The organism is Brachybacterium sp. UNK5269 (assembly GCF_049266655.1).
GTDB lineage: Bacteria > Actinomycetota > Actinomycetes > Actinomycetales > Dermabacteraceae > Brachybacterium.
In genome coordinates, this window is record NZ_CP184883.1 from 1,016,487 (window position 1) to 1,030,669 (window position 14,183).

Sequence of the window (14,183 nt, forward strand, 5' to 3'; positions counted from 1 at the left end):
GTGGAGACCGGCCGGTCCCGGACATCGGGACGGGCGCGGGTTGCCGGTCGCCGAGCGGATTCAGCCACCCTGCACCTCCAACGACCGCACCCCGGCGTGCAGCATCGCTGCGGCGGCGAGCGCGAGCAGCGCCGTCCATCCCAGCTGGGCCGCGAGCAGCGGCAGCGCCTCGAGCGGCGGCACCCGCCCGGAGAGGGTGTCGATGGGGGTCTGCACCATCGAGGGGAAGGGGGTGGCCCGCGCGATCGTGAGCAGCCAGTCCGGGAACCAGAGGATCGGGATCAGGAAGCCGGACAGCAGGTTCATCACCACCGTGTACACGACGGTCAGGCCCCGGGTCTCCAGCAGCCAGAACGCGGCGAGGTTGACCATCATGTCGGCGAGGAAGGCGACAGTGATCGCCAGCAGCAGCGAGACGGCGCCGAGCAGGTACGAGAGCGGCGACCGGGGCAGGGCGAGGCCGGTGACGGCGGCGCCGACGAGCAGCGGCGGGATGCCGCGGCCCAGCAGCAGGAAGCAGGAGCGCCCGAGCTTCTGCGCGTAGTGGAGCGCGAGGAACGGCGCCGGGCGCAGGAGGTCGATCGCCACCTCGCCCCGGTGGACGCGCTCGGCGATCTCCCGGGTGCCGAAGGCCTCGATCGGCGCCAGCAGCGCCTGGCCCAGCCAGACGTAGGTCGCGGCCTGGGCGATCGTGTAGCCGCTGAGCTCCCCGCCGGCGGAGGTGATCGCGGCGAGCATGATCGAGGCCCGGATCAGGCCGAAGACGGAGTTGGTGAAGACTCCCGCGAGGGTCGCGACCCGATAGGTCGAGTACTGCCGGAACGAGGCCGCCGCGATCGACCAGTACATGGGCACCCGCGCGAGGCTAGTGCGCTGTGACGCCGGTGACAAGCGCTCCCGGGGGGACGGGCTCGCCGGGGTCCCGCGGCACGTCTAGTCTTTCCCGATCCCCGCATCGAACAGGAACCGATCCGCCATGAACTCCGTCCCCGCCGACGTGCCCCCCGCTCAGGACCCCGGCGCCGCGCCCCGCCGTCGCCGTCTCGGACTGCTCCCGCGCATCGTCATCGCGATCGTGCTGGGCGTCCTGCTGGGCCTGGTGATGCCCGAGGCGCTCGCCCGGGTGTTCACCACCTTCAACGGACTGTTCTCCGGTTTCCTCGGGTTCCTCATCCCGCTCATCATCGTCGGCCTGGTCACGCCCGCCATCGGGGAGCTCGGCCGCGGCGCCGGGAAGATGCTCGCGGCGACCGCCGGCATCGCTTACCTCTCGACCGTCCTGTGCGGGCTCTTCGCGCTGGGCCTCTCGCTGCTGCTGCTGCCGCGCATGCTCGACGGGTCGGGCAGCGTCGCCCTCGAGAGCCCCGAGGACTCCGCGATCGCCCCCTACTTCGCCCTCGAGATCCCCCCGGTGTTCGACGTGATGACCGCGCTGGTGCTGTCCTTCTGCCTCGGCATCGGCCTGACGCTGGTGTCCAAGGGGGCGCTGCAGGAGTCCTTCGTGCAGCTGCGCACGATCGTGGTGCGCATCATCGAGGCGATCATCATCCCGCTGCTGCCGCTCTACATCTTCGGCATGTTCGTGGGGCTGACCATGAACGGACAGATCTGGACCGTGATCGGCACCTTCCTCACGGTGATCCTGCTGGTGTTCGCCATGACCGTGGTGGTGCTGCTGGCGCAGTACGCCGTGGCAGGCTGGGCGATGGGCCGCAACCCGCTGAGGATGCTGTGGACGATGCTCCCGGCCTACGCGACCGCGCTGGGCACCAGCTCCTCGGCCGCCACCATCCCGGTGACCACCGAATGCACCAAGCGCAACGGCATCCCCGATGCGATCGCGGACTTCGTGGTGCCGCTGTGCGCGACCATCCACCTGGCCGGCTCCACCCTGAAGATCACGACCTTCGCGGTGGCGATCATGATCGTCACCGGGATGCCCCTGGACGTCGGAGTGCTGGTGGGCTTCGTGTTCCTGCTCGGGGTGGTGATGATCGCGGCCCCCGGCGTCCCGGGCGGGGCGATCATGGCGGCGGCCGGGGTGCTGTCCTCCCTCGTCGGGTTCGGCGAGGCCGCCGTCGGCCTCATGATCGCGGCGTACATCGCGATCGACTCCTTCGGCACGGCCACCAACGTCACCGGCGACGGAGCCATCGCCGCGGTGATGACGAAGCTCTCCCGGGGCCGCGTCTCCGGGGACCTGGAGGCGCAGCACCACCCGCACGTCCAGGGGGTCTGAGCGCCGTCCGGACCTCGGTCCCGACGGCGAGGACGAAACCATGCGACCATGAACATATGCGCGCATCTTCAGATGTCCCGTCGGAGCGGACCGTCCTCGACCTCGCCGACGTGTTCTCCCTGCTCGGGGACCCCGGCCGGCTGCGGCTGCTGCTCGCGCTGCGCGCAGGCGAGGTGAGCGTCGGGGAGCTCTCCGACCTGACCGGGCAGTCCGACTCCGCTGTCTCGCACGCCCTCCAGCTGCTGCGGGCCCACCGCATCGTGGCCGTGCGCCGGGAGGGCCGGCGCGCCTACTACCGGCTCGACGACCCGCACGTGGCCCGGCTGCTGGACCTCGCGCTCAGCCACACCCGGCACAGCGCCATGGACCACCCCGAGCGCCGGGCCCCGGGCGCCGACGAGGCCGCCTCATGAGCCACTCCCACGGCGCCGGCGCCCACGGCCACGCGGGCGCCGCCCACCGCTGGCGGCTGCGGGTGGCCCTCGTGCTGATCGGCGGCTTCTTCGTCGTCGAGCTGATCACCGGGCTGCTGACCGGATCGCTCGCGCTGCTCTCGGATGCGGGGCACATGGCGGCCGACGTCGTCACCCTGGCCGCCGCCCTCTCCGCGACGCACCTGGCGGCCCGGCCCAGCACGGACGGCCGGCGCACCTTCGGCAACTACCGGCTCGAGGTCTTCGCCGCGCTGCTGGCGGTGCTGATCATGCTCGGCGTGGCCGCCGGCGTGCTGATCGGCGGTCTCTCGCGCCTGGGCCGGGAGGTGCACGTCGAGACCGGTCCGATGCTCGTGGTCGGACTGCTGGGCCTGGTGGTCAACCTGGTGGTGCTGTTCCTGCTGCGCGGCGGCGCGGAGGAGAGCCTGAACCTCAAGGGCGCCTACCTCGAGGTGCTGGCCGACACCCTCGGCTCCGTCGGCGTGGTGCTCGCGGCGGTGCTGATCCGCCTGACCGGCGCGACCGTGATCGACACCGCGGTCGCGCTCGCCGTGGGCGGGTTCGTCGCGGTGCGGGCCGTGCTGCTCGCCCGGGAGGTGCTCACGGTGCTCGGCCAGGCCGCCCCGGCCGGCATCGACCCGCAGCGGGTGCAGGCCGACCTCGCCGCGATCGAGGGCGTCGCGGACGTCCACGACCTGCACCTGTGGACCCTGACCTCGGGGATGGAGGTGGCCAGCGTGCACCTGGTGGTGAAGGACGCACAGGACCCCCACCCGGTGCTCGACGCCGCCCGGGACCTGCTGCGCAGCCGCCACGGCATCGTCCATGCCACCGTCCAGACCGAGCCGACCGATCACTACGGCTGCCTCGAGGTCGGCTGGTAGCGGGAGGGAAGCGCTCGTCGCCGCGGGCCGGGCGCTCCCGCGTACCCTGGCGGCATGACCACTGCGAACGCTCGTTCCGGCCCCGCTGAGGGTGCCTCCCGCCTCACCGCCGTCGTCACCGGGGCCTCCTCCGGCATCGGCCGCGCCACCGCCCAGCGCCTGGTCGCCGACGGCTGGGAGGTGCTCGCCGTCGCCCGCCGCGAGGAGCGCCTGCAGGAGCTCGCCGCCGAGACCGGCTGCGCGGTGCTCGCGGTCGACGTGACCGACGACGAGTCCGTCGCCGCCCTCGCCCGGCGCGCCCAGGAGCTCTTCGGCCCCACCCTGAACGCGATCGTCCACGTCGCCGGCGGCGCCCTGGGCGTCGACCCGGTCGCCGAGGCGGACCTCGGGAAGTGGCAGGCGATGTACGACCGCAATGTGCTGGGCGCTCTGCGCGTCACCCGCGCCCTGCTGCCCGCGGTGCGGGCCAGCGGCCGCGGCGACGTCCTGTTCGTCACCTCGGTCGCCGGCCACGAGGCCTATCCCGGCGGCTCCGGCTACAACGCCGCCAAGGCCGGGGAGCACATGCTGGCCCGGACCCTGCGGCTGGAGCTGAACGGCGAGCGGGTCCGGGTCATCGAGGTCGCCCCCGGCATGGTCCGCACCGAGGAGTTCTCCCTGGTCCGGCTCGGCGACGCGGAGGCGGCCGATGCGGTCTACGACGGCGTCGAGCAGCCGCTGACCGCCGCGGACTGCGCCGACGTCATCTCCTACGCGCTGAACGCCCCCCACCACGTGAACCTCGACCTGGTCACCGTCCGCCCCCTGGCCCAGGCCGCCGCCCACCAGGTCGCCCGCCACCAGGGCCTGTGATGGCCCACGGCGGCATGGGCGGCGGGATGGGCGGTGGCATGGGCGGTGGCGCCGGCCGCCGGAGCAGCGACCTCGCGCTCGCCCCCGGGCAGCGGCCCGATCTGCGACGGGTACTGGGACTGTTCCGTCCCTATCGCGGCACCCTCGCAGCGGTGCTCGCCCTGATCGTGCTCGGCGCGGCGACCGGCGTCGTCTCCCCGTTCCTGATCCGCGAGATCGTCGACGTGGCCCTGCCCGATCAGCGGGCCGACGTGCTGGCCTGGGCCGTCGGCGGTCTGATCGCGGTCACCATCGTCTCCAGCACCCTCGGCGTCACCCAGGCCATGCTCTCGACCCGGGTGGGCCAGTCGGTCATGCACGACCTGCGGGTGGCGGTCTTCTCGCACCTGCAGCGCATGGGACTGGGGTTCTTCACCCGCACCCGCACCGGCGAGGTCCAGTCCCGCATCTTCTCGGACATCGGCTCCATGCAGGCCGTGGTCACCTCCGTCATGACCCAGATCGTCTCCGCCGGGGCGGGGGTGCTGATGGCGCTGGTGGCGATGGCGGCCCTGGACTGGCGCCTGACCCTGTTCTCGCTGATCGCGCTGCCGTTCGCGGTGTGGATGAACCGCCGGGTCGGCACCCGGCGCCGCACCATCGTCCGCTCCCGCCAGGAGAAGGCGGCGGACGTCTCGGCCGGGATCCAGGAGTCGCTGTCCGTCTCCGGGATCCTGCTGGGGGTGACGATGGGGCGCACCCAGGCGCTCACCCAGGCCTTCTCCGTCGACTCGCGGGAGCTGGCGGACCTCGAGGTGCGCTCCGAGATGGCCGGCCGCTGGCAGATGGCCGTGTTCACCACGCTGATGGCGTTGTTCCCGGCGCTGACCTACCTCCTCGGCGGCCACCTGCTGTTCTCCGGCAGCGGGGTCACCATCGGCACCCTGGTCGCCTTCATCGCCCTGCAGTCCGGCCTGTTCCCGCAGATCAACGGCCTGCTGCGGGTCGCCACCCAGGTCAACAGCTCGCTCGCGCTGTTCGCGCGGGTCTTCGAGTACCTCGACGCCCCGATCCTGATCCAGGATGCCCCGGACGCGGTCGAGCTGGACCCGGCGACGGTGCGCGGGGAGATCCGCTTCGAGCAGGTCACCTTCGCCTACCCCGGCGCCGAGGAGCCCGCCCTGCACGGCATCGACCTGGTGATCCCGGCGGGGAAGCACACCGCGCTGGTGGGTGCCACCGGCTCGGGCAAGACCAGCACCGGGTACCTGATGGCCCGCCTCTACGAGCCGACCGCGGGCCGGATCACGCTGGACGGCCACGACCTGCGGGAGATCACCATGGAATCCCTCGCGGCGAGCCTCGGCGTGGTGACCCAGGAGACCTACCTGCTGCACGCCACCATCGCGGAGAACCTGCGCTTCGCCCGCCCCGGGGCGACCGACGAGGACCTCGAGCGAGCCTGCCGGATCGCGCAGATCCACGACCACATCGTGGGGCTGCCCGAGGGGTACGACACCGTGGTGGGGGAGCGCGGCTACCGCTTCTCGGGCGGGGAGAAGCAGCGCCTGGCGCTGGCCCGGACCATCCTGCGCGACCCGCCGGTGCTGCTGCTGGACGAGGCGACCTCCGCCCTGGACGTCGCCACCGAACGGGCGATGTCGGGGGCGCTGGACGCGGTCGCCCGCGGGCGTACCACGGTCTCGATCGCCCATCGCCTCTCGACCATCCGCCACGCGGACCAGATCATCGTGCTCGAGCGCGGACGCGTCGTCGAGCGCGGCACCTACGAGGAACTGGTCGAGCGCGGCGGGGCCTTCGCCGCGCTCGCGACCCAGGACGCGGTGCGCGAGCGCGCCTAGACGCCGGACTTCGGGGGCCGGCTCGCCGTGCATCGCGGCGCCGCCGGAGCCGGTCGGGCAGGGCCGCCTGTACGACCAAAGGAGGAGGCCGATCTCCCCCTGACGCAGGATGCGCGCGGCGCCGCGGCGCGAGAGGCTCGGGGCATCGCCCGGCGACCGTGCCGGGCAGTGATCGCACAGCCCCGAGAGGACGTCAGATGGCGACGATGCAGCCCCCCGGGTCCGGCCGTCCGCAGCGCGGAGGGAAGCCCGCCGTCGGCCGCCCGGCACTGTTCGTGGTGCTGCTCGCGCTCGCCGGCGCCGGGGTGCTCGCCCTGCTGGTGGCCGGACCCAGCCTGGCGCTGCCGCTCGCGATCGCCTCCGCCACCGCCCTCATGGGCCTGGTGGGGTTCGCCTGGGCCGTGGCCGGTCCGCGCCTCTGAGCCCGTGCCCCGGGCCCCGGGGGACCTCAGACGTCGATCTCGATCTCGCCCTCACCGCGGGAGACGCAGGTGATCATCTGGTCCTCCTTCTCGTCGTCCATGAGGAACTCGTCCATGTGCTCGACCTCGCCGGAGACCAGGGGCACCACGCAGGTGCCGCACACACCGCCCTCGCAGGAATAGTCCATCGAGATCCCGGCGTCGAGCAGGGCCTGGAGCAGCGACTGCCCCTCCGCCACCTCGACGGTGATCCCGGACTTCAGGCACTTCGCGGTGAAGGGCTCTCCGAACAGCGACATCCTCGCTCCTTCTGCGACGACCGCCCGCAGTGACGGGGCGGACCAGTGGGACCCCAAGTGTTCCATGACCGCGCCCCGGGGACGAGGTGACCGCCGCCTCACCGTCCGCGGCGCCATGTTCGCCGCGTCTCCTCCGCGCGGGCGCGCGTGACCGCCACCGGGAGGCCGCGTACACTGACCGCCATCGGCATCGACCCGGCCATCACCGGAGAGCCGCGGGAAGAACCGTCCCTCGCCCGTCCGCGGGCAGGGACCCAGTAGAACCCGCCGGGACCAGCCCGTCACAGCTGAGGAACAAGGGGAGGCCCCCGGCGTCGGATCGCTCGGCGCGCAGGGCATCAACCGAGGTGGTACCGCGTCACCGGCCCGCGCCGACGGCGTCCTCGGACATGACCCAGCCGCCGCCCCTGTCCTTCCTCGGAGGTCCGTCCCCATGGTCTACCCGGTCACCGGTGACCCTCTCGTCCCCTCACCGAACCTGCCCGCGCTCGAGAACTCGGTCCTCGAGTTCTGGCGGCAGGACGACACCTTCCGCGCCTCGATCGCGCAGCGCGAGGGCGCCGAGGAGTTCGTCTTCTACGACGGCCCGCCCTTCGCCAACGGCCTGCCCCACTACGGCCACCTGCTGACCGGCTTCGTCAAGGACGTCGTCCCGCGCTTCCGCACCATGTGCGGCAACCGGGTCGACCGCCGCTTCGGCTGGGACACCCACGGCCTGCCCGCCGAGCTCGAGGCCATGCGCGAGCTGGGCATGACCGAGAAGTCCCAGATCGAGGAGATGGGGGTGCAGGCGTTCAACAACGCCGCCCAGGCCTCGGTGCTGAAGTACACCAAGGAGTGGGAGGACTACGTCACCCGCCAGGCCCGCTGGGTCGACTTCGAGAACGACTACAAGACCCTCGACGTCTCCTACATGGAGTCCGTGCTGTGGGCGTTCAAGACCCTCTACGACAAGGGCCGCGCCTACGAGGGCTACTACGTCCTGCCCTACTGCTGGAAGGACCAGACCCCGCTGTCCGCGCACGAGCTGCGGATGGACGACGACGTCTACCAGGAGCGCCAGGACCAGACCGTCACCGTCACCTTCCCCTTCACCGGGGAGCGGGCCGAGCAGCTGGGCCTGACCGGGGTGAGGGCGCTCGCGTGGACGACGACCCCGTGGACGCTGCCCACCAACTTCTCCCTCGCCGTCGGCCCGGCGCTGGAGTACGCGGTGGTGCCGGCCGGTCCGCTGGGCGCGGCCGACGGCACCGCCGCGGGCCAGGGACGCTACCTGCTGGCCGCGGCGCTGGTCGGCTCCTACGCCAAGGAGCTCGGCTACGCGAGCGCCGAGGAGGCCACCGCCGCGCTCGAGGAGCGCGTCTACGTCGGCTCCGAGCTCGAGCACGTCGCCTATGAGCCGCTGTGGACGGTCTACTCCGAGGACCGCGCGAAGTGGGGCACCGAGAACGCCTGGATCGTCACCGTCGCGGACTACGTCTCCACCGACGACGGCACCGGCGTGGTCCATCAGGCCACCGCCTACGGCGAGATCGACCAGCAGGTCAACGCCGCCTACGGCATCCCGGTGATCGTCTCCGTCGACGAGGGCGCCCAGTTCCTGCCCTACTTCTCCGGCACCGCGCTCGACGAGATCGCCGGGCTGCAGGTGTTCGAGGCCAACCGCCCGATCATCCGCAACCTCCAGCGCGCCGGACGGCTGCTGCGCGAATCCAGCTACGTGCACTCCTACCCGCACTGCTGGCGCTGCCGGAACCCCCTGATCTACAAGGCCGTCGGCTCCTGGTACGTGAAGGTCGCCGATCAGCGCGAGCGCATGCTCGAGCTGAACGAGCAGATCGACTGGGTGCCCGGCAACGTCAAGCACGGCCAGTTCGGCCGCTGGCTGGAGGGGGCCCGGGACTGGGCGATCTCCCGCAACCGCTTCTGGGGGTCCCCGATCCCGGTGTGGAAGAGCGACGACCCGAACCACCCCCGCGTCGAGGTCTACGGCTCCCTCGCCGAGCTCGAGGAGGCCTTCGGGACGCTGCCGCGCGACGAGCACGGCGAGGTCAACCTCCACCGCCCCTACATCGACGAGCTGACCCGGCCCAACCCCGAGGACCCGACGGGGCGCTCCACCATGCGCCGCGTCGAGGAGGTCTTCGACGTCTGGTTCGACTCCGGGTCGATGCCCTACGCACAGGTGCACTACCCCTTCGAGAACACCGAGTGGTTCGAGGACCACAACCCGGCCGACTTCATCGTGGAGTACATCGGGCAGACCCGCGGCTGGTTCTACGTCATGCACGTGCTGTCCACCGCGCTGTTCGACCGGCCGGCCTTCACCTCGGTGATCTGCCACGGCATCGTGCTCGGCGAGGACGGGCAGAAGATGTCGAAGTCGCTGCGCAACTACCCCGACGTGCGGGAGATGTACGACAAGTACGGCTCCGACGCGATGCGCTGGTTCCTGATGAGCTCCCCGATCCTGCGCGGCGGCAACCTCGTCGTCGACGAGCAGGGCATCCGCGACTCCACCCGCCACGTGCTGCTGCCGCTGTGGAACGTCTGGTACTTCCTGGCGCTGTACGCCAACGCCGCGGGGGAGAAGGACGAGCACGGGCGGCCGACGGGCTACCGGGGCGCCACCCGCCACGAGTCGGACGACGTCATGGACCGCTACCTGCTCGCCCGCACCGGCGAGCTGGTGCGGGAGGTGAAGGCGGCCATGACCGCGCTGTCGATCGCCGATGCCGCCGAGCTGATCCAGGACTACCTCGACATGCTCACCAACTGGTACGTGCGTCGCTCCCGCGACCGCTTCTGGGAGGGCGACGAGCAGGCCATCGACGTGCTGCACACCTGCCTGGAGACCCTCTGCCGGGTGGCGGCCCCACTGCTGCCCATGGTCACCGAGGAGATCTGGCAGCAGCTCACCGGCGGCCGCTCCGTGCACCTGACCGACTGGCCCGACGACACCCTCTTCCCCCGGGACGAGGCCCTGGTGGCGCAGATGGACGACGTGCGCCACATCGCCAGCGTGGGCAACTCGCTGCGCAAGAAGGAGCAGCTGCGCGCCCGGCTGCCGCTGGCGGAGCTCACCGTGGTCCACCACGACCCGGACTCCCTCGAACGCTTCGCGGCGCTGATCGCCGACGAGCTCAACGTCAGGGCCGTGCGCCTGCTCGACGTCACGAGCGAGGAGGCCCGCGGCATGGGCGTCGAGCAGCGGCTGAGCGTCAACGCCCGCGCCGCCGGCCCGCGCCTGGGCAAGCAGGTCCAGACCGTCATCAAGGGCGCGAAGGCGGGGGACTGGTCGATCGACGAGGACGGCGTCGTGACCTCCGGCGGGATCGTCCTGGCCGACGGGGAGTTCTCCGTGGACCTGGTCGCCGGGGAGTCCTCGGCGCTGGAGGGACGCACCGTCGGGGTGCTGCGCGGCGGCGACTTCCTGGTGCTCGACACCCGGGTCACGCCCGCGCTCGAGGCCGAGGGCACCGCCCGCGACGTGGTGCGGGCCATCCAGTCCGCCCGCCGCGCCGCCGGTCTCGAGGTCTCCGACCGCATCCGTCTGACCGTGGACGGCGATGCGCCGGTGGTCGACGCGGTCGCCGCGCACCGGGAGCTGGTCTCCGCCGAGGTGCTCGCCGTGGACCTGGCCGTCCCGGCGGCGCCGTCGCAGCTGCCCGGCGCGCACACCGCGAGCGAGCAGGTCGCCGGCGGCACCGTGACGGTGTCCGTGGCGCGGGCCTGAGCGCGGGCCGGCCGGGACGCCTCCTCGTCCTGGCCGGTCCGCTCCTGGGCTGGGCCGCCCCGCCGCGAGGCCCTGCTCTCGGCGGACGGTGGGCGCCCCCTCGCGCCCTGGCCCCCACGGCCGGCGGCAGCTACCGCCTCGTCACCCGATATCGCCTGCTCAAGGGCGGTTTTCGTCGCTCCGAGCCGAGCGTAGACTTGATGCGGATCGGGCTCGCGATCCCCTGACCCCGGAGCCTCCGATGGACCCCAGCACCCCTTCCCCCTCCTCCCCCGCCTGCCCTCGGCCACCGCCGGCTCCCCGCCGCTGCGCCGCCTCGCGCTGGTCGTCCTCGCCGCGCTGCTGCTGGCCGGGACCGCCCTGGCCGGGGCGCCCGACGCCCGCGCGGAGACCCCGCCCGCCGGACTCGGCGGCTTCTCCCCGGGCTTCCTGATCACCGACACGATGATGTTCGACGGCGACGCGATGACCGCCGCCCAGATCGACACCTTCCTCGATCAGCGGGGCGCGAGCTGCGTCCGCGGCGATGACGGCGCCGACTGCCTCAAGGACCTGCGGATGAACACCCCGCAGCGCAGCGCCACCAGGTACTGCCAGGCGATCCCGGCCGTCGCCAGCGCCAGCGCCGGGCGCATCATCGCCGACGTCTCCCGCGCCTGCGACGTCAGCCCCCGCGTGATCCTGGTGATGCTCCAGAAGGAGCAGGGGCTGATCACCACCCGCAACGCGACCCCGAAGATGCTCGCGCAGGCGCTCGGCTTCGGCTGCCCCGACTTCGTGGGCTGCGACCCCCGCTACGCCGGCTTCGCCCAGCAGATCTACAACGCCGGCTCCCGCCTGCAGGAGTACGGCGACCCCGCCCGCGGGTACCGCTACCAGGCCGGCCGCACCTACGACATCCAGTACAGCCCCTACGCCTTCTGCGGCTACGGCGAGGTGCGGATCTTCAACCGGGCCACCGCCGCGCTGTACAACTACACCCCGTTCACCCCCACCCAGGCGACGCTCGACGCCGGCGCCGGGGCCGTCCGGGACGACGTCTGCGCCACCTACGGCAACCGCAACTTCTTCCGCACCTTCTCGGAGTGGTTCGGATCCCCCTCCGGGGCGCCCACCAGCCGATACCCGGTGGCGGCGCCGTGGGGCAAGGACCCGGCCGCGCCGTTCACGGATGTCCGCTACGGCCAGCTGATCTTCTTCACCGAGATCGCCTGGATGAAGCACCAGAGGCTCGCCGACGGATGGTCCGACGGCACCTATCGTCCCTTCGAGCCGATGAAGCGCGATGCGATGGCGGCCTTCCTCTACCGGGCCGCCGGCTCGCCCCCATACACACCGCCGGCGAAGTCGCCGTTCAAGGACGTCAGCACCAGCATGATCTTCTACAAGGAGATCGCCTGGGCGGAGTCCGTCGGCATCACGGAGGGCTGGCCCGACGGCACCTACCGCCCCTTCGAGCCCGTCAAGCGTGATGCGATGGCTGCATTCCTGTATCGCGCCTCGGGGGAGCCGGCGTACACACCGCCCGCACGGTCCCCGTTCGTCGACGTCGACTCCACGGTGATCTTCCGCGACGAGATCGCCTGGGCCCAGTCGGTGGGCATCGCGAACGGCTGGGCCGACGGTCGGTACCGGCCGTACGAGCCGATCCTCCGCGACGCCATGGCGGCCTTCATCTACCGGATGGAGGTGGACTGAGCGAGCCGCCGGGCCCTTCCCGCTCACCGCAGGTCCTCCCGGCCGACCTCGACGATCCGGTCGGACACCACGGCCACGCCCGCTCCCAGGTATCGCCCCTCGAGGTCCCGCTGCAGGGCGGAGAGGACGGGATCGCTGCCGGTGTGCCGGCGGACGGATCCGTAGTAGCCGCCGGTGGGGTCCGCGCCGCGAGCGGTCAGCAGCACCGAGTCGTGCGCGTTGTGGAGCTGTGAGCTCTCGCCGTAGGTCTGCACCGGGGCGGGGAGCCAGGCCTCGCGCACGTTCGGCGCCGACACCCGCGAGCCGTCGACCCGGTACCCGCCCAGATCCAGCCGGGGCACCGGATCGGCGATGTGGGAGGGGTGGGCGAGCACCTCGGGCCACAGGGAGCTGCGCTCCCACACCGGGTCGTGCGCGACGTTGACGACCTGGGTCGAACCCTGAGCAGGAACGACGGTCTGGACCGGGGAGCCGATCGAGAAGCTGTGGGTGACGTCGTACGAGCCCGCGGCCCCGCTGGTGCTGTTGAAGGTCGGATCGGCGACCAGCTGCGCCGCGGTGAGCCCGCCCTGGGAATGGCCCACGAGCAGCACCTCCGCCCCGGCCGGGACCAGGGGCGCTCCGTCCGGCCCGGGAGCGCTCATCGCCGCCCGGACGTCCGCCATCGCGGCCGAGGCCTGGCCGGCCATCGACCGCAGGTCCGAGTCCCATCCCGCCGAGTTCCCCTGCGCTCCCCACGCCGCGGGGCTGAGGATCCCCGCGCCGCCGGTCGGCGGGGCATGGACGATGAACCGCTGCCCGCCCCCCGGGGTCTGCACCGTCTGGATCCGGATCTGACCGGAGCGGTGCCCGTCGAACCGCTCCGTCCCGGTCCGGTCGAACATCTCCCGCCGCGCCTCGTCATGGGCACGGATCAGGTCCGCCAGATCCTGCGGGGTCGAGGGATCGGACACCGCGGTCACGGCGTGCACGGTGACCGCGGTGCGCGCGTCCAGGAAGCCGGTGTCGGTGAACAGCTCCACCGGCGCGATCAGCCCGGTCCCGCCGACCAGCAGCGCGCTCGCGCCCAGCTCGGCGAGGGTGGGCACGCGCGCGCCGGAGGCCCAGTCCCCGATCAGCCCGCCGAGATGCGCGGCATCGCCGCGGAACCTGACGAGACCGTCGGTGTCCAGCCCCAGACCGGCCGCGCTCCCCGCGATCAGCTCCATGGCGGGGTCGACGCCCCAGCCGATGCGGTCCGCGGCCAGAGCCCCGAGAGGCGACAGCGCCGCCTGCCCGGCGCCCTCGAGCCGGTCCGGGATCCCGGGACCGTCCGGGGCCGGGCGGGGGCGGCCCTCGGCGACGGGGAGCAGCGGGTCCGGGCCGGAGGCCAGGTCCTGCCGGCCGGCCTCGGCGAGGAGAGCCCCGGCCAGCCCGGTGAGCTGCCCGCACACCGCGGTCATCCCGGGGGCTGCGGAATCGGCCCACCGGCCGCGGAAGGCCTCGGCGTCGGGGCCGGCCCAGCCGGTCGCCGCCACCACCGTGCCCAGATGCTCGCGCAGCAGCTCCAGCTGCCGCGCCGCGGCCCGGACCCGTCGACCCTGACCGCGGACCTGCTCCGTCTCCATGCCCCGGAAGCCGGTCACCGCGCACCGGCCCGCCCGGCGCCGGCGCTCCGCTCGGACATCGCCCCTCACCCCGCCCTCCGGGCCCGTCGGCCGGGCCCCTCCTGCGGCTGAGGCTAGGGCGCGCCCCGTTGCGCAGCGGGCTAGCGGCCCACCCGGTGGAGAACCCGCCGG

Annotated in this window: 11 protein-coding genes; 8 read left to right on the forward strand and 3 right to left on the reverse strand. The window is 72.6% G+C overall.

Features of this window, described 5'->3' with window-relative positions; translation table 11 throughout:
* Positions 1 to 60: 60 nt before the first annotated feature.
* Entirely contained in the window at positions 61 to 849 is a 789-nt protein-coding gene (locus tag ACOJUI_RS04655; RefSeq protein WP_422117618.1) for an ABC transporter permease, read from the reverse strand.
* Positions 850 to 976: 127 nt separating this feature from the next.
* On the opposite strand from ACOJUI_RS04655, the gene ACOJUI_RS04660 reads away from it, so the two are divergent.
* The 6 genes from ACOJUI_RS04660 (at position 977) to ACOJUI_RS04685 (ending at position 6,672) form a co-directional block, all read left to right on the forward strand.
* On the forward strand, positions 977 to 2,239 hold the full coding sequence (locus ACOJUI_RS04660; RefSeq protein ID WP_422116926.1) for a dicarboxylate/amino acid:cation symporter: 1,263 nt from the start codon (positions 977 to 979) through the stop codon (positions 2,237 to 2,239).
* A 56-nt stretch (positions 2,240 to 2,295) separates the two neighbouring features.
* Entirely contained in the window at positions 2,296 to 2,652 is a 357-nt protein-coding gene (locus ACOJUI_RS04665; protein ID WP_422116927.1) for an ArsR/SmtB family transcription factor, read from the forward strand.
* Positions 2,649 to 3,557 carry a cation diffusion facilitator family transporter gene (locus ACOJUI_RS04670; protein ID WP_422116928.1) on the forward strand — a complete coding sequence of 303 codons (909 nt, stop codon included), beginning with the start codon at positions 2,649 to 2,651 and terminating at the stop codon, positions 3,555 to 3,557. Before ACOJUI_RS04665 ends, ACOJUI_RS04670 begins: the two co-directional genes overlap by 4 nt.
* A 54-nt stretch (positions 3,558 to 3,611) precedes the next feature.
* Positions 3,612 to 4,409, forward strand: a complete 798-nt coding sequence (locus ACOJUI_RS04675) for an SDR family oxidoreductase (protein ID WP_422116929.1) — start codon at positions 3,612 to 3,614, stop codon at positions 4,407 to 4,409.
* Positions 4,409 to 6,250 (forward strand): ABC transporter ATP-binding protein, encoded by a 1,842-nt coding sequence (locus tag ACOJUI_RS04680; RefSeq protein ID WP_422116930.1) that lies wholly within the window; start codon positions 4,409 to 4,411, stop codon positions 6,248 to 6,250. Before ACOJUI_RS04675 ends, ACOJUI_RS04680 begins: the two co-directional genes overlap by 1 nt.
* A gap of 197 nt (positions 6,251 to 6,447) precedes the next feature.
* A complete protein-coding gene (locus ACOJUI_RS04685) occupies positions 6,448 to 6,672 on the forward strand; it encodes a hypothetical protein (RefSeq protein WP_422116931.1) in 225 nt (74 codons plus the stop codon).
* A gap of 26 nt (positions 6,673 to 6,698) precedes the next feature.
* Here ACOJUI_RS04685 and ACOJUI_RS04690 read toward each other — a convergent pair whose 3' ends face one another.
* Entirely contained in the window at positions 6,699 to 6,971 is a 273-nt protein-coding gene (locus tag ACOJUI_RS04690; protein WP_422116932.1) for a 2Fe-2S iron-sulfur cluster-binding protein, read from the reverse strand.
* Between the two features lie 433 nt (positions 6,972 to 7,404).
* Here ACOJUI_RS04690 and ileS point away from each other — a divergent pair, with 433 nt between their 5' ends.
* Together ileS and ACOJUI_RS04700 are read left to right on the forward strand one after the other, a co-directional pair.
* Complete coding sequence (gene ileS, locus ACOJUI_RS04695) at positions 7,405 to 10,707, forward strand: isoleucine--tRNA ligase (RefSeq protein ID WP_422116933.1); 3,303 nt, start codon at positions 7,405 to 7,407, stop codon at positions 10,705 to 10,707.
* A 444-nt stretch (positions 10,708 to 11,151) separates the two neighbouring features.
* Positions 11,152 to 12,405 carry an S-layer homology domain-containing protein gene (locus ACOJUI_RS04700; protein WP_422116934.1) on the forward strand — a complete coding sequence of 418 codons (1,254 nt, stop codon included), beginning with the start codon at positions 11,152 to 11,154 and terminating at the stop codon, positions 12,403 to 12,405.
* A 23-nt stretch (positions 12,406 to 12,428) separates the two neighbouring features.
* On the opposite strand, the gene ACOJUI_RS04705 is transcribed toward ACOJUI_RS04700, so the two are convergent.
* Positions 12,429 to 14,030 carry a hypothetical protein gene (locus tag ACOJUI_RS04705; RefSeq protein WP_422116935.1) on the reverse strand — a complete coding sequence of 534 codons (1,602 nt, stop codon included), beginning with the start codon at positions 14,028 to 14,030 and terminating at the stop codon, positions 12,429 to 12,431.
* Positions 14,031 to 14,183: the final 153 nt, after the last annotated feature.